Annotated in this window: 18 protein-coding genes and 2 tRNA genes; 2 read left to right on the top strand and 18 right to left on the bottom strand. The window is 61.5% G+C overall.

From position 1 onward, the window contains the following. Window positions 1–13: 13 nt before the first annotated feature. The 16 genes from fusA to rlmB all read right to left on the bottom strand — a co-directional run bounded on the left by fusA (window position 14) and on the right by rlmB (window position 18456). Window positions 14–2137: an elongation factor G gene (fusA, locus tag SJY40_RS01905; RefSeq protein WP_378942088.1), complete on the bottom strand. Its 2124-nt coding sequence runs from the start codon at window positions 2135–2137 to the stop codon at window positions 14–16. Between the two features lie 18 nt (window positions 2138–2155). Further along, window positions 2156–2626, bottom strand: a complete 471-nt coding sequence (gene rpsG, locus SJY40_RS01900) for a 30S ribosomal protein S7 (protein WP_378942086.1) — start codon at window positions 2624–2626, stop codon at window positions 2156–2158. Between the two features lie 12 nt (window positions 2627–2638). Further along, on the bottom strand, window positions 2639–3010 hold the full coding sequence (rpsL, locus tag SJY40_RS01895) for a 30S ribosomal protein S12 (RefSeq protein ID WP_022705687.1): 372 nt from the start codon (window positions 3008–3010) through the stop codon (window positions 2639–2641). Between the two features lie 264 nt (window positions 3011–3274). Beyond that, window positions 3275–4090 carry a glycosyltransferase gene (locus SJY40_RS01890; RefSeq protein ID WP_378942083.1) on the bottom strand — a complete coding sequence of 272 codons (816 nt, stop codon included), beginning with the start codon at window positions 4088–4090 and terminating at the stop codon, window positions 3275–3277. Window positions 4091–4210: 120 nt separating this feature from the next. Beyond that, complete coding sequence (gene rpoC / locus SJY40_RS01885) at window positions 4211–8443, bottom strand: DNA-directed RNA polymerase subunit beta' (protein ID WP_378942081.1); 4233 nt, start codon at window positions 8441–8443, stop codon at window positions 4211–4213. A gap of 52 nt (window positions 8444–8495) precedes the next feature. Continuing rightward, window positions 8496–12641: a DNA-directed RNA polymerase subunit beta gene (gene rpoB / locus SJY40_RS01880; RefSeq protein ID WP_378942078.1), complete on the bottom strand. Its 4146-nt coding sequence runs from the start codon at window positions 12639–12641 to the stop codon at window positions 8496–8498. A 239-nt stretch (window positions 12642–12880) separates the two neighbouring features. Continuing rightward, window positions 12881–13252 (bottom strand): 50S ribosomal protein L7/L12, encoded by a 372-nt coding sequence (gene rplL / locus SJY40_RS01875; RefSeq protein WP_378942076.1) that lies wholly within the window; start codon window positions 13250–13252, stop codon window positions 12881–12883. Between the two features lie 66 nt (window positions 13253–13318). Then, complete coding sequence (gene rplJ, locus SJY40_RS01870) at window positions 13319–13834, bottom strand: 50S ribosomal protein L10 (protein WP_378942073.1); 516 nt, start codon at window positions 13832–13834, stop codon at window positions 13319–13321. A 262-nt stretch (window positions 13835–14096) separates the two neighbouring features. Then, a complete protein-coding gene (rplA, locus tag SJY40_RS01865; RefSeq protein ID WP_378942071.1) occupies window positions 14097–14795 on the bottom strand; it encodes a 50S ribosomal protein L1 in 699 nt (232 codons plus the stop codon). 3 nt (window positions 14796–14798) lie between these two features. Then, window positions 14799–15251, bottom strand: coding sequence for a 50S ribosomal protein L11 (gene rplK, locus SJY40_RS01860; RefSeq protein WP_378942068.1), 453 nt, complete (start codon window positions 15249–15251; stop codon window positions 14799–14801). Between the two features lie 76 nt (window positions 15252–15327). Further along, the gene (gene nusG, locus SJY40_RS01855) at window positions 15328–15864 is read right to left on the bottom strand and encodes a transcription termination/antitermination protein NusG (protein WP_378942066.1); all 537 of its coding nucleotides are present in this window, start codon (window positions 15862–15864) and stop codon (window positions 15328–15330) included. A gap of 170 nt (window positions 15865–16034) precedes the next feature. Continuing rightward, window positions 16035–16229, bottom strand: a complete 195-nt coding sequence (secE, locus tag SJY40_RS01850) for a preprotein translocase subunit SecE (RefSeq protein ID WP_378942064.1) — start codon at window positions 16227–16229, stop codon at window positions 16035–16037. A gap of 104 nt (window positions 16230–16333) precedes the next feature. Continuing rightward, window positions 16334–16409 (bottom strand) — tRNA-Trp (locus SJY40_RS01845). A gap of 100 nt (window positions 16410–16509) precedes the next feature. Further along, window positions 16510–16935, bottom strand: a complete 426-nt coding sequence (locus tag SJY40_RS01840) for a CoA-binding protein (protein WP_378948232.1) — start codon at window positions 16933–16935, stop codon at window positions 16510–16512. A 213-nt stretch (window positions 16936–17148) separates the two neighbouring features. Next, window positions 17149–17559, bottom strand: coding sequence for a YHS domain-containing (seleno)protein (locus tag SJY40_RS01835; RefSeq protein WP_378942061.1), 411 nt, complete (start codon window positions 17557–17559; stop codon window positions 17149–17151). 93 nt (window positions 17560–17652) lie between these two features. After that, window positions 17653–18456, bottom strand: a complete 804-nt coding sequence (gene rlmB / locus SJY40_RS01830) for a 23S rRNA (guanosine(2251)-2'-O)-methyltransferase RlmB (RefSeq protein ID WP_378942059.1) — start codon at window positions 18454–18456, stop codon at window positions 17653–17655. Between the two features lie 122 nt (window positions 18457–18578). On the opposite strand from rlmB, the gene SJY40_RS01825 reads away from it, so the two are divergent. Both SJY40_RS01825 and SJY40_RS01820 read left to right on the top strand, forming a co-directional pair. After that, a tRNA-Tyr gene (locus SJY40_RS01825) sits at window positions 18579–18662 on the top strand. 208 nt (window positions 18663–18870) lie between these two features. After that, the gene (locus tag SJY40_RS01820; RefSeq protein WP_378942057.1) at window positions 18871–19839 is read left to right on the top strand and encodes a hypothetical protein; all 969 of its coding nucleotides are present in this window, start codon (window positions 18871–18873) and stop codon (window positions 19837–19839) included. A 33-nt stretch (window positions 19840–19872) separates the two neighbouring features. On the opposite strand, the gene mgrA is transcribed toward SJY40_RS01820, so the two are convergent. Both mgrA and ileS read right to left on the bottom strand, forming a co-directional pair. Then, window positions 19873–20922: an L-glyceraldehyde 3-phosphate reductase gene (mgrA, locus tag SJY40_RS01815; RefSeq protein WP_378942054.1), complete on the bottom strand. Its 1050-nt coding sequence runs from the start codon at window positions 20920–20922 to the stop codon at window positions 19873–19875. Next, window positions 20915–23824 carry an isoleucine--tRNA ligase gene (gene ileS, locus SJY40_RS01810; protein ID WP_378942052.1) on the bottom strand — a complete coding sequence of 970 codons (2910 nt, stop codon included), beginning with the start codon at window positions 23822–23824 and terminating at the stop codon, window positions 20915–20917. The genes mgrA and ileS overlap by 8 nt, the downstream gene beginning before the upstream one ends. Window positions 23825–23958 lie beyond the last annotated feature (134 nt).

The following is a 23958-nucleotide window of genomic DNA, read 5'->3' as shown; positions in this document are numbered from 1 at the left end:
CCCCGCTGCAAAATCAGGCGTATTTCTTCTGGATCTCGTCCGAGATGTTCTGCGGCACAGCTTCATAGTGGCTGAACTGCATCGAGAACACCGCGCGACCCGAAGACATCGAACGCAGGTTGTTGATGTAACCGAACATGTTGGCCAGCGGCACTGCGGCGTCGATGACGTTCGCGTTGCCGCGGCTGTCTTGTCCACGCACCATGCCACGACGGCTGGTCAGGTCGCCGATGATCGAACCGGTGTATTCTTCCGGCGTCACGACTTCGACCTTCATGATCGGTTCCAGCAGCTTCGCACCGGCCTTGCGCAGACCTTCACGCATGGCTGCACGGGCCGCGATTTCAAATGCCAGCACCGAGGAGTTGACGTCGTGGAACGCACCATCCGTCAGCGCAACCTTGAAGTCGATGACCGGGAAGCCTGCCAGCGGACCGGAGTCCATGACCGACTTGATGCCCTTTTCGACGCCCGGGATGTATTCCTTGGGAACCGAACCACCGACGATCTTGCTTTCGAACGAATAACCTTCGCCCGGCTCGGTCGGGATGATCGACATCTTGACGCGCGCGAACTGGCCGGTACCACCGGTCTGTTTCTTGTGCGTGTAGTCGATGTCGGCCGAGGTCGAGATCGTTTCGCGATAGGCCACCTGGGGCGCACCGATGTTCGCCTCGACCTTGAATTCCCGCTTCATGCGGTCAACCAAGATGTCGAGGTGAAGTTCGCCCATGCCGCGCATGATGGTCTGACCCGACTCCAGGTCGGTTTCCACGCGGAAGGACGGGTCTTCGGCGGACAGGCGCTGAAGGGCGATGCCCATCTTTTCCTGGTCGGCCTTGGACTTCGGCTCGATGGCGATCTCGATGACCGGCTCGGGGAAGGTCATCGTTTCCAGAACCACCGGGCTGGACGGATCGCAAAGCGTATCGCCCGTGGTGGTGTCTTTCAGACCGGCCAATGCGATGATGTCGCCTGCGAAGGCTTCTTCGATTTCCTCACGGTTGATCGAGTGCATCATCATCATGCGGCCAACGCGTTCGCGCTTGCCTTTGGTGGCGTTCAGCAGCTGATCGCCTTTCTTCAGCACGCCCGAATAGAGACGCGTGAAGGTCAGCGAGCCGACGAACGGGTCGTTCATGATCTTGAAGGCCAGACCCGAGAATGCCTGCGAGTTGTCTGCACGGCGTTCGATGTTGCGGGTTTCGGTCTCGTCATCGGGCGCAAAGCCCATATAGGCGGGAACGTCCAGCGGGGTCGGCAGGAAGTCGATGACCGAGTTCAGCAGGGGCTGCACGCCCTTGTTCTTGAACGCGGAACCGGCGGTGACCGGGAAGAACGACAGCGACAGCGTGCCTTTGCGGATCAGACCGCGCAGGGTTGCTTCGTCGGGCTCTTCGCCTTCCAGATAGGCTTCCATGGCGGCATCGTCCTGCTCGACGGCAAGCTCGATCATGTTGGCGCGCCATTCGTCGGCCAGATCCTTCAGTTCGTCACGGATCGGCTGACGAACCCAGCTTGCGCCAAGATCTTCACCCAGCCAGACCCATTCTTCCATCTTGATCAGGTCGACGATGCCTTCCAGCTTGTCCTCGGCGCCGATCGGCAGAGCGATCGGGCACGGGGTGCCGCCGGTGCGGTCCTTGATCATCTTCACGCAGTTGAAGAAGTCGGCGCCGATCTTGTCCATCTTGTTGACGAACACGATCCGCGGAACCTTGTAGCGGTCAGCCTGACGCCAGACGGTTTCGGTCTGGGGTTCGACGCCGGCGTTGGCGTCCAGAAGGCAGATGGCGCCATCCAGAACGGCCAGCGAACGTTCGACTTCGATGGTGAAGTCGACGTGGCCCGGGGTGTCGATGATGTTGAACCGGTACTTGGTGTCGGAAGTCCCTTCGTTGGTCGGGTCTTCCTGACGCTGCCAGAACGTGGTGGTCGCGGCAGACGTGATCGTGATGCCGCGCTCCTGCTCCTGCTCCATCCAGTCCATGGTCGCGGCGCCATCATGCACTTCGCCGATTTTGTGCGACTTGCCGGTGTAGAACAGAATACGCTCGGTCGTCGTGGTCTTGCCGGCATCGATGTGGGCCATGATGCCGAAGTTGCGGTAACGCTGCAGCGGATAGTCGCGTGCCATGGTCGGGATCCTTTCGCCTTACCAGCGGTAGTGGCTGAACGCCTTGTTGGCGTCGGCCATCTTATGCGTGTCTTCGCGCTTCTTCACGGCGGTGCCGCGGCCGTTGACCGCATCGGCAAGCTCGCCCGCAAGGCGCTCTTCCATCGTGTTTTCGTTGCGCTTGGCAGCGGCAGTGATCAGCCAGCGGATTGCCAGCGCCTCACGGCGGATCGGGCGGACTTCGACGGGAACCTGGTAGGTGGCACCACCGACGCGGCGCGAACGCACTTCGACGGAGGGTTTCACGTTGTCCAGGGCCTCGTGGAAGACTTCGATCGGCTCGCGCTTGAGACGGGTCTCGACGCGCTCCAGCGCGTTGTAGACGATCCGCTCGGCGGTCGATTTCTTGCCGTCAACCATCAGGTTGTTCATGAATTTGGTCAGCACGCGATCGCCAAATTTGGCGTCGGGCAGGACATCGCGCTTTTCAGCGGCGTGACGACGGGACATTGATGCCTCTCCTTATTTCGGACGCTTGGCGCCGTATTTCGAACGACGCTGACGACGGTCTTTGACACCTTGGGTATCCAACACACCGCGCAGGATGTGGTAACGGACACCCGGAAGGTCTTTGACGCGGCCGCCGCGGATCAGCACGACGCTGTGTTCCTGCAGGTTGTGCTTTTCGCCCGGGATATAGGAGATGACCTCGAAACCGTTCGTCAGGCGCACTTTGGCAACCTTACGCATGGCCGAGTTCGGTTTCTTCGGAGTCGTCGTGTAGACGCGCGTGCAGACGCCGCGCTTCTGCGGGCAGCCCTGAAGGTGCTGCGACTTGCTGCGCTGCACTTTCGGCTGCCGCGGTTTGCGGATCAGCTGTTGGATCGTAGGCATTCGGTTCCCCGTCTTGCTCTGTCAATACTCGCAACCAGACCGGTTGCGCCTCTTCTCGACGGTAAGTTGCGCGAATCGCAAAATACCAAGCCCGCCGCGCCGGAAACCGGGTGACGGGCATGATTTCAGAGGATCGGGGCGTATTTCGGCCCGGATCGTGACCTCATATGTTCATGTGCCCAAGACGGTTTCCCGCCGGGTAGCGGGGCTATAGGCGGATTCCGGCGGACTGTCAACATCGGCCCCCTGCCCGTTACCCAAGCGTCACGCGGTCAGCGCCGCCAGATCCTCCAGCACCCGGCGCCCGAAGCCGAAGCGCCGCTGGATCAGACGGGCCAGCGGCTCATCCTCGGGTTGCCAGGTCATCCCCTGCCCCATCGCACCCGAGTCGCTGTCCTGATGGATCGATCGGATGAACATCACCGGATCGTTGACAGACACCCCCGGCATCCATTTGGCAAGGCTGGCGTGATTGAAACTCAGCGCGGTCAGCCCCGCGTCGGGCCGCAGGAAGATGGTCAGCGCCACGCCCATGTTGTGACACAGCCAGGGCTTGATCGACAGCTTGCCGCCGGCGGCCGTCACCATCAATCCGCGGCCATAGTCCAGCGACAATCGGCCTTCGGTTTTCCACAGTTCCCGGACACGGGCGAAATCGGCGCGGCTGCGTTCGATGTAGTCCAGCGCGACGGCATCGTCGTCGTCATGGCGGAAATGCCCCACGACATCGGCGGTCGCATCGACATGCGGGGCAACAGCCTCAAGGCAGGCCTCGCGATGCTTGGCCATCGGCGGCACCAGCGCCAGCCTTAGCTGGGGCACGCGGTCGCACATGGCGGCCAGCCGCGACAGATAGGGCTCGGGAAGATCGGGGCCGGTCATGACGACCAGCGTGAAATCTGGATCGCTTTGCGTCAGCCAGCCGGGCATGGCGACGCGTTCGAACCACTGCCAGCGCCGCTCAAGGCGGTCGGGGTCGTAAAGATAGGCGCGCCGGGACGAATAATCGTCATGTTCGACCTGAAAACCGCGCAGGCCGACATAGGAAAACCGGCACAACCCCAGCATCTGCACTTTCATCACCCGCCTCCGCTGACCGCCCAAGCGATAACGCGGCTGCCCGATCGTCGCAAGATCGGGGGCGTGAAACGACAAAGGCCCGGCGTGATGCCGGGCCTTTGCCTTGTCATGTGACGAAGATCAATCCTCGGGATTGCCTTCGGTCATGTCGATGATCGGGCTTGCCTCGGCGGCGGGCTCGGGTGCGGCCAATGCGGCTGCGGCCTCTGCCTCGGCGCGGCGGGTCTCGATCACCTCCGTGTCACGCTCGGTCGCGATGCGGCGAACGCGGGCGGTGGCGCCACCGGTACCGGCCGGGATCAGACGGCCGACGATGACGTTCTCCTTCAAGCCGACCAGCTTGTCGCGCTTGCCCTGAACGGCAGCCTCGGTCAGCACGCGCGTCGTTTCCTGGAACGAGGCGGCCGAGATGAAGCTGCGGGTCTGCAGCGACGCCTTGGTGATGCCCAGCAGAACAGGTTCGCCCGTGGCCGGACGACCACCGCGTGCTTCGATCTTGGCATTTTCAGCCTCGAAATCGTCACGCTCGACGTGCTCACCTTTCAGCAGCGTGGTCTCGCCGCTGTCGATGATCTCGATCTTCTGCAGCATCTGGCGAACGATCACCTCGATGTGCTTGTCGTTGATCTTCACGCCTTGCAGTCGATAGACGTCCTGAACCTCGTCGATCAGGTAGTCGGCCAAAGCCTCGATACCCATGATGCGCAGGATGTCATGCGGCGCGGGATTGCCGTCCATGATGTAGTCACCCTTCTGCACGAAGTCGCCTTCCTGCACCGGGATGTGCTTGCCTTTCGGCACCATGTATTCGACGGGCGTGTTGCCTTCTTCCGAAGGCTCGACGGTGATGCGACGCTTGTTCTTGTAGTCTTTGCCAAAGCGGACATAGCCGTCCATCTCGGCGATGATCGCGTGATCCTTGGGACGACGGGCTTCGAACAGTTCCGCCACGCGGGGAAGACCCCCGGTGATGTCCTTGGTCCGGGCACCTTCGCGCGGGATACGTGCAACCACGTCGCCCGGCCGGATCTCCTGGCCGTCCTCGATCGACAGAATGGCGTCGACGGACATCGGATAGCTGACCGGGTTGCCCTGGTCGTTGCGCACCGGTTCGCCGTCGGCGTCCATGACGATGATCTCGGGCTTGAGGTCGTTGCCCTTCGGCGCCGACCGCCAGTCGGTCACGATCTTCTGGGTCATACCCGTCGCATCGTCGGTCTCGTCGCGGACCGAGATCCCCGACATCAGGTCGACGAACTTGGCCGTGCCGCCCTTCTCCGCGATGATCGGCAGGGTATAGGGATCCCATTCGAACAGCTTGGCGCCGCGGATGACGCGGTCCTTTTCCTTCACGAACAGCTTCGAGCCGTAGAACAGCTTGTGGCTGGCACGTTCCTGCCCCTGATCGTCAAGAACCAGCAGCTGCATGTTGCGCGACATCACGACCTGTTCGCCATTGGCGTTTTCCAGGATGCTTTCGTTGCGGAACTGGATCGTACCCTCGTGCGAGGCAGCCTGGAAGGACTGCTGACCACCCTGTGCAATGCCGCCGATGTGGAAGGTCCGCATCGTCAGCTGCGTGCCGGGTTCACCGATCGACTGCGCGGCGATGATGCCGACAGCCTCACCGATGTTGACCAGCGTACCGCGTGCAAGGTCGCGACCATAGCACAGCGCACAGATGCCGTCTTCGGATTCACAGGTCAGTGCCGAACGAATGCGGATCTGCAGAACAGCCGCCTTCTCGATGGCATCAGCCTTGCGTTCGTCGACCACTTCGCCGGCACGGATGATGATCTCATCGCTGCCGGGAACCAGCACGTCCTCGGCCACGGTCCGGCCCAGCACACGCTCGCTCAGCGGCGAGATGACCTCACCATCGTTGATCGCGGCCGATGCCGTGATCGAATGCTCGGTTCCGCAGTCGTGTTCGCGGATGATGCAATCCTGTGCGACGTTGACCAGACGACGCGTCAGATAGCCCGAGTTCGCCGTCTTCAACGCGGTGTCCGACAGACCCTTCCGGGCGCCGTGGGTCGAGTTGAAGTATTCAAGAACGGTCAGACCTTCCTTGAAGTTCGAGATGATCGGCGTTTCGATGATCTCACCCGAGGGCTTGGCCATCAGGCCGCGCATGCCGCCCAGCTGCTTCATCTGGTTGACCGAACCACGAGCACCCGAGTGGGCCATCATGTAGACCGAGTTCGGTTCCATTTCGGCACCGTTCTCGTCCATCTTGGTGGCCGAGATGGTGGACATCATGGCTTCGGTCACGCGGTCGTTGCACTTGGACCAGGCGTCGACAACCTTGTTGTACTTTTCGCCCTGAGTGATCAGGCCGTCCAGATACTGCTGTTCGAATTCCTTGACCTGCTCCTGGACCTCTTCGACGATCGTCCACTTGTTGTCGGGAACGACCATGTCATCCTTGCCGAAGCTGATGCCGGCGCGGAATGCCTCACGGAAGCCCAGACCCATGATCTGGTCGCAGAAGATGACCAATTCCTTCTGACCGCAATAGCGGTAGACGGTATCGATGACGACCTGCACGTCCTTCTTGCGCAGCAGACGGTTCACCAGCTCGAACGGAGCCTTGGCGTTCATCGGCAGCAGCGCGCCAAGACGCATGCGGCCCGGCGTGGTTTCGAAACGCTGGACGACCTCGTTGCCGTTCTGGTCGATCTGACGGATGCGGGCGGTGATCTTCGAGTGCAGATGCACCTCGCCTGCGGCCAGGGCGTGCTCGACTTCCTCGATGTTGGAGAAGGACATGCCTTCGCCCTTCATGCCGTCACGGCTCATCGAGACATAGTACAGACCCAAGATCATGTCCTGCGAAGGAACGATGATCGGGGCACCGTTTGCAGGCGACAGAACGTTGTTCGTCAACATCATCAGGACGCGCGCTTCCAACTGCGCTTCCAGCGACAAGGGCACGTGAACGGCCATCTGGTCACCGTCGAAGTCGGCGTTGAATGCCGAACAGACCAGCGGGTGCAGCTGGATCGCCTTGCCTTCGATCAGGATCGGTTCGAACGCCTGAATGCCAAGACGGTGCAGCGTGGGCGCACGGTTCAGCAGAACCGGATGCTCACGGATGACCTCTTCCAGAATGTCCCAGACTTCGGGACGCTCTTTCTCGACCAATTTCTTGGCCTGCTTGACGGTGCTGGACAGCCCCTTCGCTTCAAGACGCGAATAGATGAAGGGCTTGAACAGTTCCAAGGCCATCTTCTTGGGAAGACCGCATTGGTGAAGTTTCAGTTCCGGACCGGTGACGATGACCGAACGGCCCGAGAAGTTGACCCGCTTACCCAGAAGGTTCTGACGGAAGCGACCCTGCTTACCCTTTAGCATGTCCGACAGTGACTTCAGCGGGCGACGGTTGTTGCCCGTGATGACGCGGCCACGACGGCCGTTGTCGAACAGCGCATCGACCAATTCCTGCAGCATCCGCTTTTCGTTGCGCACGATGATATCGGGCGCACGAAGCTCGATCAGGCGCTTCAGACGGTTGTTGCGGTTGATGACGCGGCGATACAGATCGTTCAGGTCGGAGGTCGCAAAGCGGCCGCCGTCCAGCGGAACCAGCGGACGCAGTTCCGGCGGAATGACCGGAATGACCGTCATGATCATCCACTCGGGACGGTTGGCCGATTCAAGGAACGACTCGACAATCTTTAGGCGCTTGATGATCTTCTTGGGCTTCAGCTCGCCGGTGGCGGCCTTCAGGTCTTCGCGCAGCTGCTCGGCAGTTGCGGCCAGATCGATGTTGGCCAGCATCGCACGGATGGCTTCCGCACCGATGTCGGCCTGGAAGGCGTCGGCGCCAAAGTTGTCCTGCGCGTCAAGATACTCTTCCTCACCCAACAGCTGACCATAGGTCAGGTCGGTCAGGCCGGGTTCGATGACGACATAGTTCTCGAAGTACAGAATACGTTCCAGATCCCGCAGGGTCATGTCCAGCATCAGGCCGATGCGGCTCGGCAGCGACTTCAGGAACCAGATGTGCGCGACGGGCGCGGCCAGTTCGATGTGGCCCATGCGTTCGCGACGGACCTTCTGCAGCGTGACTTCCACGCCGCATTTCTCGCAGACCAGGCCGCGATACTTCATGCGCTTGTATTTGCCGCAGAGGCATTCGTAGTCCTTGATCGGACCGAAGATGCGCGCGCAGAACAGACCATCGCGTTCCGGCTTGAACGTGCGATAGTTGATCGTCTCGGGCTTCTTCACCTCGCCGAAGGACCAGGCCAGAATTTCTTCCGGCGAGGCCAGCGAGATCTTGATCTCATCGAACTGCCGCGTGGGGGCCAGCGGGTTCAGAGGGTTGGTGGCAAGTTCCTGGTTCATTTCCAATTCCTAATGAAGGGCACGGGGGAAGGGTGAGTGGGGGCTTGCGCCCTCACTCTTCTTCTTCCGCATCCAGGAGTTCCATGTTGAGGCCCAGACCCCGGACCTCCTTGACCAGAACGTTGAACGATTCCGGCACGCCTGCTTCAAAGTTGTCTTCGCCCTTGACGATGGACTCATAGACTTTGGTGCGGCCTGCGACGTCATCCGACTTCACGGTCAGCATTTCTTGCAAGGTGTAGGCGGCGCCATAGGCCTCGAGTGCCCAGACCTCCATCTCACCCAAGCGCTGGCCACCGAACTGGGCCTTACCGCCCAGAGGCTGCTGCGTGACAAGGCTGTACGGACCCGTCGAACGGGCGTGCATCTTGTCGTTGACCAAGTGGTGCAGCTTCAGGATGTATTTCATCCCGACGGTGACCTGACGTGCGAACTGTTCGCCCGTACGGCCATCGAACACCACCGACTGCCCCGAGGTATCGAACCCGGCACGCGTCAGCGCATCGTTGATGTCGGCTTCCTTGGCGCCATCGAAGACCGGCGTCGCGATCGGCACACCCGTCCGGACGGTATCGGCATGCTCGCGCAGTTGAGCATCCTCCATCCCGTCGAAGGTCGAGGCATAAAGTTCGTCGCCATAGCCGTTCTTCATCGCGTCGCGGACCGGGGTCATGTCGCCGTCACGGCGATAGGACTCCAGCGCCTCGTCGATCTTGATGCCAAGACCGCGCGATGCCCAACCCATGTGGGTTTCCAGGATCTGACCCACGTTCATGCGCGACGGCACGCCAAGCGGGTTCATCACCAAGTTGACGGGGGTACCATCGGCCAGGAACGGCATGTCTTCCATGGCCACGACCTTGGAGACGACACCCTTGTTGCCGTGACGACCGGCCATCTTGTCGCCTGCCTGAAGCTTGCGCTTCACGGCCACGAACACCTTGACCATCTTCATCACGCCGGGGGGCAGATCATCGCCCTGACGGACTTTCTCGACCTTATCCTCGAAGCGGGCTTCCAGCAGCTTCTTCTGGGCGTCGTACTGCTGGTTCAGCGCCTCGACGTCCTTTGCGACGTCTTCTTCGCCAACGGCCAGCTGCCACCACTGACCACGGCTCAGCGTGCCCAGCAGATCTTCGGTGACTTCGGTGTTCGCCTTGACGCCTTTCGGCCCCTTGACGGCAACCTTGCCCAGGATCAGCGCCTTCAAACGCGAATAGACGTTGCGATCCAGGATGCCCTGTTCGTCGTCGCGGTCACGTGCCAGACGCTCTACTTCTTCACGCTCGATCTGCAGCGCACGTTCGTCCTTGTTGACGCCGTGACGGTTGAAGACGCGGACTTCGACGATGGTACCATAGGCACCCGGCGGCAGACGCAGCGAGGTATCACGGACGTCGGACGCTTTTTCACCGAAGATGGCGCGCAGCAGCTTTTCTTCCGGCGTCATCGGGCTTTCGCCCTTGGGGGTGATCTTGCCCACCAGAATGTCGCCCGGACCGCATTCGGCGCCGATATAGACGATGCCGGCTTCATCCAGATTGCGCAGGGCTTCTTCGCCCACGTTCGGGATGTCGCGCGTGATCTCTTCCGGCCCCAGCTTGGTGTCGCGGGCCGCCACTTCGTATTCATCGATGTGGATCGAGGTGAACACGTCGTCGCGGTGGATACGTTCGCTGATCAGAATCGAGTCTTCATAGTTGTAGCCGTTCCACGGCATGAACGCGACGACCACGTTCCGACCAATGGCCAGTTCACCCTGATCGGTCGAGGGACCGTCGGCGATGACCTGGTTGGCAACGACCTTTTCACCCACCTTCACCAGCGGACGCTGGTTGATGGTCGAGGATTGGTTCGAACGCTTGAACTTGCGCAGACGATAGATGTCCACGCCGGCATCGCCCGCACCCAGGCTCTCGGTCGCACGCACGACGATACGCTGCGCATCGACCTGGTCGATGACGCCGCCACGACGCGCCATGATGGCGGCGCCGGAATCGCGTGCCACGGTCGCTTCCATGCCGGTGCCCACGAAGGGAGCCTCGGCGCGCAGAAGCGGCACGGCCTGACGCTGCATGTTCGAACCCATCAGGGCGCGGTTGGCGTCGTCGTTTTCAAGGAAGGGGATCAGTGCCGCGGCAACCGACACCAACTGCTTGGGCGACACGTCGATCAGGTCGATGGCATCAACCGGGTTCAACATGAAGTCGCCCGACTGGCGGGTGCTGATCAGCTCGTCGACGAAACCGCCTTCGGCATCCAGGGTCGCGTTGGCCTGCGCCACGGTGTGACGCATTTCCTCGGTCGCGGACATATAGACCACGTCGTCGGTCACCTTGCCCTCGATCACCTTGCGGTACGGGGTTTCGATGAAGCCATACTTGTTGACCCGCGCAAAGGTCGCGAGGCTGTTGATCAGACCGATGTTCTGACCTTCCGGTGTTTCGATCGGGCACATCCGGCCATAGTGGGTCGGGTGAACGTCGCGAACCTCGAAGCCTGCGCGTTCACGCGTCAGACCGCCCGGCCCAAGGGCCGACAGGCGACGCTTGTGCGTCACTTCGGACAGCGGGTTGGTCTGGTCCATGAACTGCGACAGCTGGCTGCTGCCGAAGAATTCACGAACGGCCGCTGCTGCGGGTTTCGCGTTGATCAGATCCTGCGGCATGACGGTGTCGATCTCGACGCCGGACATGCGTTCGCGGATGGCACGCTCCATGCGCAGCAGGCCGACGCGATACTGGTTTTCCATCAGTTCGCCGACGGAACGCACACGACGGTTGCCCAGGTGGTCGATGTCGTCGATCTCGCCCTTGCCGTCACGCAGTTCCACAAGACCGTGGACGCAGGCAACGATATCGGCGTGACGCAGGGTGCGCTGCGTATCGGGCGCATCAAGGTTCAGGCGCATGTTCATCTTGACGCGACCGACGGCCGAAAGGTCGTAACGCTCGCTGTCGAAGAACAGGCTGTCGAACAGCTTCGAGGCGGCTTCCACGGTGGGGGGCTCGCCCGGACGCATGACGCGATAGATATCCATCAGCGCCTGTTCGCGGTTCATGTTCTTGTCCGCAGCCATGGTGTTGCGGATGTAGGGACCGACGTTGACGTGGTCGATGTCCAGAACCGGGACGTCTTCGATGCCGTTGTCCAGCAGGACCTTCAGCAGGCCACCGTTCATCTCGCCGTCCTTGGCGTATTCGGCGGTGATCTCATCGCCGGCCTCGGCATAGATGAAGCCGGTGGTCTCGTTGATGATGTCCTTGGCGACGAAGCGGCCGACAATACGCTCGAAGGGAACCAGCAGGTTCAGCTGTTCGCCAGTCTCCTGCAGCTTCTTGACCGTGCGCGGCGTGACCTTTTCGCCAGCCTTGGCGATGATCTCGCCGGTGTCGGCGTTGACCAGATCGAAGGCCGGACGGGTGCCACGAACCCGCTCGGGGAAGAAGCGGGTGACCCAGCCCTGCTCGCGGCCATCGCGGCGCAGGTTATAGCTGACCGTTTCATAGAAGCTGTCCATGATCGCTTCCTGATCCATGCCCAGGGCATAGAGAAGCGTCGTCACCGGCAGCTTGCGGCGACGGTCGATGCGCGCAAAGACCAGGTCCTTGGCGTCGAATTCAAAGTCCAGCCAGCTGCCGCGGTACGGAATGATCCGGCATGCGAACAGCAGCTTGCCCGAAGAATGGGTCTTGCCGCGGTCGTGGTCGAAGAACACGCCCGGCGAACGGTGCATCTGGCTGACGACGACACGCTCGGTGCCGTTGACGACGAAGGTACCGTTCTGGGTCATCAGGGGCATGTCGCCCATGAAGACGTCCTGTTCCTTGATGTCCTTGACCGATTTGGCCCCGGTGTTTTCATCGACATCAAACACGATCAGACGCAGGGTAACCTTCAGCGGAGCGGCATAGGTCATGTCGCGCTGCTGGCACTCGTCCACGTCGTATTTGGGGTGCTCAAGCTCGTATTTCACGAATTCCAGCGTTGCGGTCTCGTTGAAGTCCTTGATCGGGAACACCGACTGGAACACGCCCTGGATCCCGTCGCCATCATTGTGGCCGGTGCCTTCGCCCGAATTCAGGAACAGATCATACGAGGATTTCTGAACCTCGATCAGGTTCGGCATCTCCAGAACTTCACGGATGTTGCCATAGTAGCGCCGGATACGCTTTTGGCCGACATAAGCTTGCGCCATGGGGTCTTGTCACCTTTCGTCTTCGCGCGCGTTCCGGGTCGGGGCCCCCGGAATACGGCCTACGAATGCAGGGGTGAGGTTCCATTCATGCCGCCCGTCCCACCGCGCGACTCCCGAACCTCGAACATGCCCTGAAGGAGGGTCTGTCAGGCCTGATGCCCAAACCGTCCTTCAAGACAGGTTCGGCAGGGACCGGGAAAACCCGGACCCTGCCTGTCTCAAACCGATCTTGCGACCGATTACTTGAGTTCGATCTTGGCGCCAGCTGCTTCCAGCTTTGCCTTGATTTCTTCGGCTTCGGCTTTCGAAGCGCCTTCTTTGACCTTGCCGCCAGCTTCGACCAGATCCTTGGCTTCTTTCAGGCCAAGACCGGTGATGCCGCGAACTTCTTTGATCACGTTGATCTTGCTCGCGCCGGCGTCGGTCAGAACGACGTCGAATTCGGTCTTTTCTTCTGCAGCTTCGCCAGCAGCAGCGGGACCAGCCATCATGACGGCGCCACCGGCAGCCGGCTCGATGCCGTACTCATCCTTCAGGATGGTCTTCAGTTCCTGGGCTTCCAGCAGGGTCAGGCCCACGATGTCTTCGGCAAGTTTCTTAAGATCAGCCATTTTTCCGTTCTTTCCAGTTAGTGTTCCAACGTCGGGTTTAAAACCACTAGTCGGGGAATGGGTTGCTTACGCAGCCTCACGCTCTTCCAGAGTCGTGAGGATGCTCGCGATGTTCGAAGCAGGCGCGCCAATGGCACCAGCGATGTTCGAAGCAGGCGCACCGATGCACGATGCGATCTGAGCGATAAGCTCTTCACGCGACGGCATCTGGGCGACGGCTTTCACACCGGCAGGATCCAGGGCCGAGTCACCCATAGCACCACCAAGGATCACGAAACGTTCGTTGTCCTTGGCGTACTTGTCGGCGATCCGGGCAGCAGCCACGGGATCTTCCGAGAAGGTGATCACGGTCATGCCCGTCAGGTAGTCGGCGATGCTTGCGCAAGGCTTACCTTCAAGGGCGATCTTGGCGAGCTTGTTCTTGGCAACGCGAACGGAACCACCAGCTTCACGCATGCGTGCGCGGAGGTCCTGCATATGTGCAACCGTCATCCCCTCGTAGTGGGCAACCACTACGACGCCAGAGCTTTCAAAGATCTGGCCGAGCTCGTCGACCACCTGTTCTTTTTGTGCTCTATCCACGGTTTCACTCCAAGTTGGGGGTTTCCCCCCGGCTCTCACTTTCCTGCGCCCGGAACCGGGCAACAGGTCGGGTCCGCATCGGGGCAAGATCGCCCGAAGGACTGGCCTTCGGAAAAATGCTTCCCCGTCTCAGGAAGGACATTAAGCAGGCGGTTGCCTGCACCCTCCGTCTCGGACAGGACGGGGCGGCCTTGGCAGCCCCGCCATTCCCGACCCGAAGGTCAGGAAACTTGTGGGATGCGCCTCGGGCGCATCCGAAAACTCAGTTGGCGGCTGCCGAAGCGACATCCACCGAAACGCCCGGGCCCATGGTCGAGCTGATCGAGACTTTTTGCATATAAGTCCCTTTCGCGCCAGTGGGCTTCGCCTTGCTGACGGCATCGACGAATGCGCGCAGGTTCTGGGCCAGCTTGTCCTCGTCGAACGAGACCTTGCCGATACCGGCGTGAACCACACCGGCTTTTTCAGCCTTGAACTGCACTTCGCCGCCCTTGGCAGCTTCGACGGCCGATTTCACGTCCATCGTCACCGTGCCGACCTTGGGGTTCGGCATCAGGTTGCGCGGGCCCAGGATCTTGCCCAGACGACCGACCAGCGGCATCATGTCCGGCGTCGCGATGCAACGGTCGAAGTCGATCTTGCCGGCCTGGATGGCTTCCATCAGGTCTTCGGCGCCAACGATCTCGGCACCGGCCGCCTTGGCTTCGTCAGCCTTGGGACCACGTGCGAAAACGGCGACGCGAACGTCCTTGCCGGTGCCTGCGGGCAGGGTCACCACGCCGCGGACCATCTGGTCTGCGTGACGCGGATCGACGCCCAGGTTCAGCGCGATCTCGACGGTTTCGTCGAACTTGGCGGTCGCGGCCGACTTGACCAGCTTGACGGCGTCTTCGACGGTCAGGTTGGACTTGCCTTCAAAGGCAGCGCGGGCTGCAACTTTCTTTTTCGAAAACTTTGCCATGACTTAGCCTTTCACCTCGATACCGATCGAACGGGCCGAGCCGACGATGATCTTCATGGCCTGATCGACATCATTTGCCGACAGATCGGCCATCTTGGCTTCAGCGATCTCGCGGACCTGCTTGACCGTGACCGAACCTGCGTTCATGCGACCGGGCTTTTCCGAACCGCGTGCGCGGTTGCGCTTGCCGACGGGCTTGAGGCCAGCGGCGCGCTTCAGCAGGAAGGATGCCGGCGGCGTCTTGGTCACGAAAGTGAACGACTTGTCGGCGTAATAGGTGATCACGACGGGAACGGGCGAGCCCGCTTCCATTTCCTGCGTCTTGGCGTTGAACGCCTTGCAGAATTCCATGATGTTGATACCGCGCTGGCCCAGTGCGGGACCGACGGGGGGCGACGGGTTAGCTTGGCCCGCCTTGATCTGCAGCTTCAGCTGCCCGACAACTTTCTTGGCCATGTGGCCTCTCCTTCATCATCATGCCCGCAGGTGCAGGCCTTGACTTAGCGGTGCGGCTAGCGCCTCCCGCGACCAATCACGAGGTTTTGGAAACCTGCGTGAATTCCAGTTCGACCGGCGTGGGCCGGCCAAAGATCGACACGGTGACTTTCACACGCGACGAAATCTCGTCCACTTCCTCGACCATCCCCGAGAAGCCCTCGAAGGGACCGTCGGTGACGTTGACCTGTTCGCCCACATCGAAGCGGATCAGGTTGCGCGGCGCAGCGGCCTCGCCGTCGCTGGTGCGGTTCATCATCGAGTTGACCTCGTCGTCCCGCATCGGCATCGGCTTGCCTTGAGCACCAAGGAAGCCGGTGACGCGGTTGATCGAGTTCACCAGATGATAGGTCCGATCCATCATGTCCATGTGGACCAGGACATAGCCCGGCATGAAGCGACGCTCAGAGGTGACCTTCTTGCCACGACGGATCTCGATCACTTCTTCAGTCGGGACCAGCACCTCGTCGATCTGTTCTTCCAGACCCTTCTCGGCGACGGCCTGACGAATCGCCTCGGCCACCTTCTTCTCGAAGTTCGAGAGGACACTGACCGAATACCAACGCTTTGCCATGTCTCGATCGATCCCTGTTCATCTCGGGGGAATCACGCGAAATCGCGCAACCCCTTGAATTCTAATTGCATCCGGAAAATTGAAATCGGCGCGCACGGATTTCCCAAGCACGCCGCCTTCCGGACAGTCGTGGGCAGATACCGCCCCTGACCGCGAATTGCAAGCCCTGATCAGCCGCTGATCAGTCGCAAACCCTCGGTCAGTCCCGTCCGCACGGCCAGATCGACCAGGAAGAAGAACAGGCTGGTGATCGAGGCGAAGATCATGACCATGATCGTCGTCGTGATGACCTCACGCCGGGTCGGCCACGAAATCTTGGCGGCCTCGGCACGGACCTGGTTGATGAACTGGACGGGATTGGCCACGACAGGCTCCTTCGCAAGTGCAGGCGCTGATGTAACGAAGCCGTTCGGCCGTGACAACCCTGCATGACGACCGTGTCGGCGGCGGCTGTCTTGGCGGAAGGACCTGGCAGGGGCAGAGGGACTCGAACCCACGACCCTCGGTTTTGGAGACCGATGCTCTACCAACTGAGCTATACCCCTGCGGTCGGGCCTGATTAGAATTTGCCCGCAGCGCCGTCAAGCAGATAACCGGCAGTTTTCGCATCGATCACAGCAGAACCGCACCATCGCGCGACAAACATCACAGGAAGCGCGGAAATTCGATCTTGGGGCAATGGTCCTGCACGACCGTGACCCCTGCCCCGCTGGCCTTTGCCGCCGCCACATCGTCGCGCACCCCCAATTGCGTCCAGATCACCTTAAGATCAGGCAAATGCGCCAGCGCCTCATCGACGATCCCGGCCACGGCGGACGACTGGCGGAATATATCGACCATCTGAACGCCGGCGTCCTTGGGAATATCCGACAGGCTGGCATAGACGGGACGATCCAGAATGGTCTTGCCCGCATGCCCCGGGTTGACCGGAATGATCGTCTTGCCCTTGGCCTGCAGGTAACGCGCCACACCCCAACTGGGTCGTGCTTCGTTCGGGGACAGGCCGACCACCGCGATCACGTCAACATTTCGGGCAATCCACTCGATATCGCGGTCTTCCAACTGCTGCATGTCCATGACACCCTCCCTAATAATACACCCTAAAGTTGAGCGATCCTCTCATAGAAAAGGCGCCCGGACCACGTATGTGGCCGAGCGCAAGTCACGGAACGAGGGACAGTGATCTGAACATGACCGTTCCGGGGCCATGTTCTATGATGTAAATGGGCATCACCCCCGATTGGTTCCACCCATATCACGAAGTCGTGATTCAAAAGCGAATCGTCAGTTGCCTCGGTGCCAAGCGACGCGGGCGTGATCCAGCACCGCTTCGGTGTCCTGACGCAGCTTGCGTTCGGCAGCACCGGATTGCAGCAAATACAGATGGCCCTTGATGACCGCAAAGAACCGCGGATCGCCACGACGCGGATCGCCTTCGGACAGGGACACGGGGCAGATACCATCAAAGTCCGGCGCAAAGCTACGCGGGTCGGCCTCGAAGCGGGCGCGATTTTCTTCCGAGGCGAAATGCCAGAGCTTGCCCCGCCACATGGTCGCAATATCGCTGCGCCCCGGCACGGCACGACCGGCATTGGCGTATCCCACCGGATCGAACCCACCCAAGGCCCAATCCTGGGCCTGAGCCGGAAGGGACGTCAGGATCGTCAAGGCAATGATCGAAGCAAGCTGGCGCATGTAAATCCGGGGGCTGTCTGGAACAGGTCCTATGTGACAGCCCCCGGCCCGATTCTCAACGCGCGTGACATAATCGTCGCAGGGTTGTGATATTCACGCACCGCCGGCGGCATAAAGACCGATAGCCGCCGCATTCGACACGTTCAGCGACCCGAAATCGGCAGCGAAGGGAATGCGCGCGACGTGATCGCAGGTCTTCATCGTCAGTTCGCGCATGCCCGGACCTTCGGCACCCATCACCAGACAGACGGCGCGGCCCTTCAGGTCGTCCATCAGCTTGGGCAGCGATTCGGTGCCGGTGCCATCCAGACCGACCAGAATGAAGCCCATCCCTTTCAGTTGGCTCAGCGCCTCGGCCAGATTCGGGACACGCAGATAGGGCTGACGTTCCAGCGCGCCCGATGCGGTCTTGGCCAGCGCGCCCGTTTCGGGGGCCGAGTGGCGGTGCGGTGCGATCACCGCCCGCGCGCCGAAGACCTCGGCAGAACGCAGGATGGCCCCGATGTTATGCGGATCGGTCACGCGGTCCAGCGCCACCAGCAGAGGACGACGTTCGCCCGGCGCCTCGCGCAGCGCGACCTCGGACAGGCTGCCCCATTTCAACGGCTTGACCTCCAGCGCGGCGCCCTGATGCACGCTTTCGGGCGACAGCGGCACCGCCTTGTCGAAGACGCGCAAATCCGTGACCTCGGGTTCCATCCCATGCAGGTCGCCAAGACGGGCCAGCGCGTTCTGCGTCACGACCAGTCGCAGCTTGACGCGGTCGGGGTTGGCCAGCGCGTCGCGAACGGCGTGCAGACCGAACAGCCACACGGTCTCGGCCGCAGCAGCGCGACGGGCGCGTTCCTTGTCGATGACCCAGGTGGGCTTTTTCGAATTTCCGGTCTTATCGGCCATTTTCAGTGTCCTTTCATGCCAACCCTCTGTGCGCGGGACGACGCAATCACGCAAGCCCCGGAAATCTGCTTGACGCCCCGAAACGGGGCAGCTAATCACCCCCCACGCCGAAAGCGATCGGCGGGCGACGTGCTGCAAGGTGCGGCAGCGGACTGTAACTCCGCCGGGGAGACCCACGCCTGGTTCGATTCCAGGGTCGCCCACCACTTTCGCCTTCCCGTGACGGGAACGGAAGTCGGTGATTGACTGCCTGCCACGCAGGCGACACCCGGACATTCCCGAATTTACTGCATTTCCCTGAAGTTGCGTCTTCTGTGGGGCTTTCGATTCGCATCGGCTGCGGCTAACATTCGGCAAATGTCAGTGGGATCGGGGTCAATGGTGTCAGCACGCAAGACAAAGCAACCGAATCTGTTGATCATCGGCCAGGCCGGTCGCCTGCAGTACGAAGCCATCATCTTTCTTGCCAGCCTGCGCGTCGCGGCCCCTGGATGGACCGGCCGCGTCATCGTCGCGGAACCCCGCCCCGAGGGCGCATGGGCCGGCCATGACACGCTGATCACGGATGAATGCCGCCAGATCATCACCGGCTTCGACGCCGAGATCCTGCCTTTCACCGCGACCCATTTCGGCGCATCCTATCCGCAGGGCAACAAGATCGAGGCGCTGCAGATCCTGCCTGCCAATCAGCCCTTCATCTTCTTCGATACCGATACGCTGATCACCGGTCCGCTGGATCAGGTGAAATTCGACTTCAAGCGCCCCTCGGCCTCGATGCGCCGCGAAGGGACGTGGCCGCTGCCGCCGCTTTATGGTCCGGGCTATGCGGGCATCTGGCGGTCGCTATATGACCGCTTCGGGCTCGAGTTCGACAGCACGCTGGACCTGTCGCAGCCCGACGAATATTGGGAACGTTTTCTGTATTTCAACGCGGGCTGGTTCTTCGGGGCCGATCCCGTCGAATTCGGCAAACGCTATCTGGAATGGGCGTTGGCGCTGCGTGACGATCCCAATGACGAACTGGCTTGTCAGGCGATGGACCCGTGGCTGGACCAGGTGGTGCTGCCTCTGGTCATCCACAGCTTGGGGGGCGGGCGTCCGGGCCCGGCGCTGGACGGGCTGGATGGCCCGATCACCAACCACTACCGCAAGCTGCCGCTGCTCTATGCGCGCTTTGATGAATATGCCATCGACGTGCTTGAAGATGCGGTGGCCGACAAGACGATCAAACGCGTGCTGCGGGACTGGGAACCGGCGCGCAAGCTGGTCTATCAGCAAAAGGGCCGGACCAAGGTCCAGCCCATCTTTGCCGATCGCCCGCAGCCGGTGAAGGAAAAGGTGATTCGCAACCAGCTGAAAAGCCGCGGCTGGTGGCTGATCTGATCCTGCCGCCGGGCTGACCCGACGGCAGGGGTGCTACTGGCCCGCGCCTTCCGACGACCGGGCCCAGATGTTGACGTCACCCTTGGCCGACAGGTCGTCGATCTGCGCGATCTCGGCGTCCGAGAACGCGGTATTGCCAAGCGCCCCGACGCAGTCACGCACCTGTTCGGCGCGCGAAGCACCGATCAGCGCGCTGGTCACGCGCCCGCCACGCAGCACCCATGCCACGGCCATCTGCGCCAGCGACTGCCCACGCGCCTGCGCGATGTCGTTCAGGCCGTTCAGGCGCTGGATCATGTCATCGCTCAGCCAGTCGGGCGACAGCGACTTGCCCTGCGCAGCACGGCTGTCCTTGGGGATGCCCTTCAGGTATTTGCCCGTCAGCATCCCCTGCGCCAGAGGCGTGAACACGATGCTGCCGATGCCGTGATCATCCAGCGTGTCTAGCAGGCCGTCGTTTTCCACCCAACGGTTCAGCATGTTGTAGCTGGGCTGATGGATCACGCAGGGCGTGCCCAGATCCTTCAGGATCGCGGCGGCTTCCTGCGTGCGCTGGCTGTTATAGCTGCTGATGCCGACATAAAGCGCCCTGCCCGACCGCACGATGTGATCCAGCGCGCCCATGGTTTCTTCCAACGGCGTGTCGGGATCGAAACGGTGGGAATAGAAGATGTTAACGTAATCCAGCCCCATCCGCTTCAGCGACTGGTCGCAGCTGGCGATCAGCGATTTGCGGCTTCCCCATTCGCCATAGGGGCCGGGCCACATGTCATAGCCCGCCTTGCTGCTGATGATCAGCTGGTCGCGATAACCGGCGAAATCGGTGCGGAGGATCTCTCCGAAGGCCTCTTCGGCGCTGCCCGGGGGCGGGCCATAGTTATTGGCCAGATCGAAATGCGTAATGCCCAGATCGAAAGCCGTGCGGCAAATCTCGCGCTTGGTCTGATGGGGCGTATCGTGCCCGAAATTATGCCACAGCCCCAGACTGATCGCCGGCAGCTTCAACCCCGAGCGACCGCAGCGGCGATATTGCATCGCCTGATACCGATCGCCCGCGGGCTGGTAACGGTGTTCCTCAACCATCTGTCAAAACCTCCTCGCATCGGGCGCAAACGCCCGGATGGGCATGTTTGCCCACATCCGGAAGGATTTTCCAGCAGCGCTGGCATTTTTCGCCATCGGCGGTTTCGAAGACCACGCCGATGCCCGGAACCTCGGACAGGCGGAAGGCTTCGGACGGGACCGGATCGCTGGTCAGCGACAGGTCCGAGGTGATGCAGATATCGGCGAAAGCCACCGTTTTCAGCGCAGCCAGCGTATCCGCGTCTTCGACATGGACGACGGGGGCCGCTTCAAGGCTGGCACCGATGGTCTTGTCGGACCGCTTGACCTCCAGCGCGGCGGTGACGACGCGGCGGGCACGGCGAACCCTGTCCCATTTGGCAGCCAGCGGTTCGTTCAGCCAGTCCGCAGGGGTCACCGCGAAGTCGTGCAGGTGGATGCTGTCGTCTTCAGATGGGAAGCGCGACAGCCAGACGTCCTCCATCGTGAAGGGCAGGATCGGGGCCAGCCAGGTCACCAAGCGGTGATACAGCAGGTCCAGAACCGTCCGCGTCGCACGGCGGCGCAGGCTGTCGGCGGCGTCGCAATACAGCGCGTCCTTGCGGATGTCGAAATAGAAGGCCGACATTTCCAGCGTGCAGAACTGGAACAGCGTCTGGAACACGCCCTGGAAGTCGAACTGGTCATAGCCGCTGCGCACCTGATGATCCAATTGCGCCAGACGGTGCAGGACCCATTGCTCCAGCTCGGGCATCTCGGACGGCGCCACGCGTTCGGATTCGTCGAATTCCGACAATGCGCCCAACAGGAAGCGCAGCGTGTTGCGAAGGCGGCGATAGCTGTCGGCGGTGCCCTTCAGGATTTCCGGCCCGATCCGCTGGTCGGCGGTGTAATCGGCCTGCGCCACCCACAGACGCAGGATGTCGGCGCCGTATTGTTCAATCACCTTGGCTGGGACGATGGTGTTGCCAAGCGATTTGGACATTTTCATGCCCTTTTCGTCCAGCGTGAAACCATGCGTCACCACGTTGCGATAAGGCGCTCGACCCTTGGTGGCCGATGCCTGCAGCAGAGAGGACTGGAACCAGCCGCGATGCTGGTCGGTGCCCTCCATATAGACATCCGCAATACCATCCGGCACGCCATCCTTGCGGTCGCGCAGCACGAAGGCATGGGTCGATCCGCTGTCGAACCACACGTCCAGCACATCCATGACCTGATCATAGTCGTCGGGGTTGGCGATGCCGTCCAGCATCTGCGCCTTGAACCCGTCGCGATACCAGACATCGGCACCGTCCGCCTCGAACGCAGCGATGATGCGGTCGTTCAGACGCGCGTCGCGCAGCAGGAAATCCTCGGCCGTCGGCTGGACACCCTTCTTGACGAAGCAGGTCAGCGGAACGCCCCAGGCCCGCTGACGCGACAGCACCCAGTCCGGACGGTTCGAGACCATCGAATGGATGCGGTTGCGACCCGATTGCGGCCACCATTTCACCAGCTTGTCGATGCTGGTCAGCGCCCGCGCACGGATGGTATCGCCGTTCTGGCCCATGCCGTCTTCCAGCGGCTTGTCGATTGCGGCGAACCATTGCGCCGTGTTGCGATAGATCAGCGGTGCTTTGGACCGCCAGCTGTGGGGATAGCTGTGCTTGACCTTACCCTTGGCCAGCAAACCACCGGCCCATGCCAGCCGCTTGATCACGCTGACATTGGCGGGACCGTCCTTGCCATCAGGTGCGATGATCGCCTGACCACCAAACAGCGGCAGATCGGCGCGATAGCTGCCGTCCGGTTCGACGTTATAGGTCATGGGCAGCTTGAAGCGCAGACCCAGCTGATAGTCGTCATCGCCATGGCTGGGCGCGGTATGAACAAAGCCCGTCCCCGCATCATCGGTCACGTGATCGCCCGGCAGCAGCGGCACGTCGTAATCCCATTCGCCCTGTCCGCCTTCGACGCCGCGGAAGGGATGCGCCAGCATGACCCCCTCAAGTTCAGAGGCGGGAACGTCGGCCACGCGGGTCCAGTCCTGAACCTTGGCCGAGGCCATCACGCCCTCGGCTAGCGCATCGGCCAGAACCAGCAGTTCACCGGTGGTGGTGGTGGCGTTTTCGGCGACCTCACCGACCTTATACAGGCCATAGGCGATGTCGGGGTTGAAGGCGACGGCGCGGTTCTGCGGGATGGTCCAAGGGGTCGTGGTCCAGATCACCACAGATGCGCCTTGCAGTGCATCGCCGACCGGCTTGAACCGCACCCAGATCGTGTGGCTGGTGTGGTCGTGGTATTCGACCTCGGCCTCGGCCAGCGCGGTTTTTTCGACCGGCGACCACATCACGGGCTTGGAACCCTGATACAGACTGCCGTTCATCAGCAGCTTCATGAATTCGCCGGCAATAACCGCCTCGGCGTGGAAATCCATGGTCAGATAGGGATCGTCCCATTTGCCGGTGATGCCAAGGCGCTTGAATTCGTCGCGCTGGATGGAGACCCAGTCATCGGCGAAACGGCGGCATTCCTGCCGGAATTCGACCACATCGACGGCGTCCTTGTCGCGACCCTCGTTGCGGTATTTTTCCTCGATCTTCCATTCGATGGGCAGACCGTGGCAATCCCAACCCGGAACATAGCGTGCATCGCGGCCCATCATCTGGTGACTGCGCACGATGATGTCCTTGATGGTCTTGTTCAGCGCGTGGCCGATATGCAGGTGGCCGTTGGCATAGGGGGGGCCGTCATGCAGCACGAAGGGCGCACGACCTTCCGCGCGTTCGCGCAGCCGGTCATAGATGCCGATGCGGGCCCAACGGTCCAGCCATTCGGGCTCGCGCTGCGGCAGACCTGCCCGCATGGGGAAGTCGGTCTGGGGCAGGAAGACGGTGTCGCGGTAATCGGGGGTATCGGCGCTGTTTTCGGCGGCCATCGGGGCGTTCCTTTGATAGATGTTCGGACAAGGCTGACCCGGCAGCGTGAAGGGTCACGCCACCGGGCTGCTAATTCGATATCCGAACGCCGGAAATTCCATGGCACCCTCTATATGAAGCACTGCAAGGCGCT

The organism is Paracoccus sp. R86501, from assembly GCF_042466435.1.
GTDB lineage: Bacteria > Pseudomonadota > Alphaproteobacteria > Rhodobacterales > Rhodobacteraceae > Paracoccus.
Note: the sequence above shows the minus strand (reverse complement) of the source record. Positions and strands in the feature narration are given on the sequence as shown.

What these genes read in the sequence shown, in the direction of transcription:
- fusA (WP_378942088.1), bottom strand. Translation starts at nt 2,137, where the DNA reads ATGGCACGCGACTATCCGCTGCAGCGTTACCGCAACTTCGGCATCATG.
- rpsG (WP_378942086.1), bottom strand. Translation starts at nt 2,626, where the DNA reads ATGTCCCGTCGTCACGCCGCTGAAAAGCGCGATGTCCTGCCCGACGCC.
- rpsL (WP_022705687.1), bottom strand. Translation starts at nt 3,010, where the DNA reads ATGCCTACGATCCAACAGCTGATCCGCAAACCGCGGCAGCCGAAAGTG.
- SJY40_RS01890 (WP_378942083.1), bottom strand. Translation starts at nt 4,090, where the DNA reads ATGAAAGTGCAGATGCTGGGGTTGTGCCGGTTTTCCTATGTCGGCCTG.
- rpoC (WP_378942081.1), bottom strand. Translation starts at nt 8,443, where the DNA reads ATGAACCAGGAACTTGCCACCAACCCTCTGAACCCGCTGGCCCCCACG.
- rpoB (WP_378942078.1), bottom strand. Translation starts at nt 12,641, where the DNA reads ATGGCGCAAGCTTATGTCGGCCAAAAGCGTATCCGGCGCTACTATGGC.
- rplL (WP_378942076.1), bottom strand. Translation starts at nt 13,252, where the DNA reads ATGGCTGATCTTAAGAAACTTGCCGAAGACATCGTGGGCCTGACCCTG.
- rplA (WP_378942071.1), bottom strand. Translation starts at nt 14,795, where the DNA reads ATGGCAAAGTTTTCGAAAAAGAAAGTTGCAGCCCGCGCTGCCTTTGAA.
- rplK (WP_378942068.1), bottom strand. Translation starts at nt 15,251, where the DNA reads ATGGCCAAGAAAGTTGTCGGGCAGCTGAAGCTGCAGATCAAGGCGGGC.
- nusG (WP_378942066.1), bottom strand. Translation starts at nt 15,864, where the DNA reads ATGGCAAAGCGTTGGTATTCGGTCAGTGTCCTCTCGAACTTCGAGAAG.
- SJY40_RS01840 (WP_378948232.1), bottom strand. Translation starts at nt 16,935, where the DNA reads ATGCAGCAGTTGGAAGACCGCGATATCGAGTGGATTGCCCGAAATGTT.
- SJY40_RS01835 (WP_378942061.1), bottom strand. Translation starts at nt 17,559, where the DNA reads ATGCGCCAGCTTGCTTCGATCATTGCCTTGACGATCCTGACGTCCCTT.
- rlmB (WP_378942059.1), bottom strand. Translation starts at nt 18,456, where the DNA reads ATGGCCGATAAGACCGGAAATTCGAAAAAGCCCACCTGGGTCATCGAC.
- mgrA (WP_378942054.1), bottom strand. Translation starts at nt 20,922, where the DNA reads ATGGTTGAGGAACACCGTTACCAGCCCGCGGGCGATCGGTATCAGGCG.
- ileS (WP_378942052.1), bottom strand. Translation starts at nt 23,824, where the DNA reads ATGGCCGCCGAAAACAGCGCCGATACCCCCGATTACCGCGACACCGTC.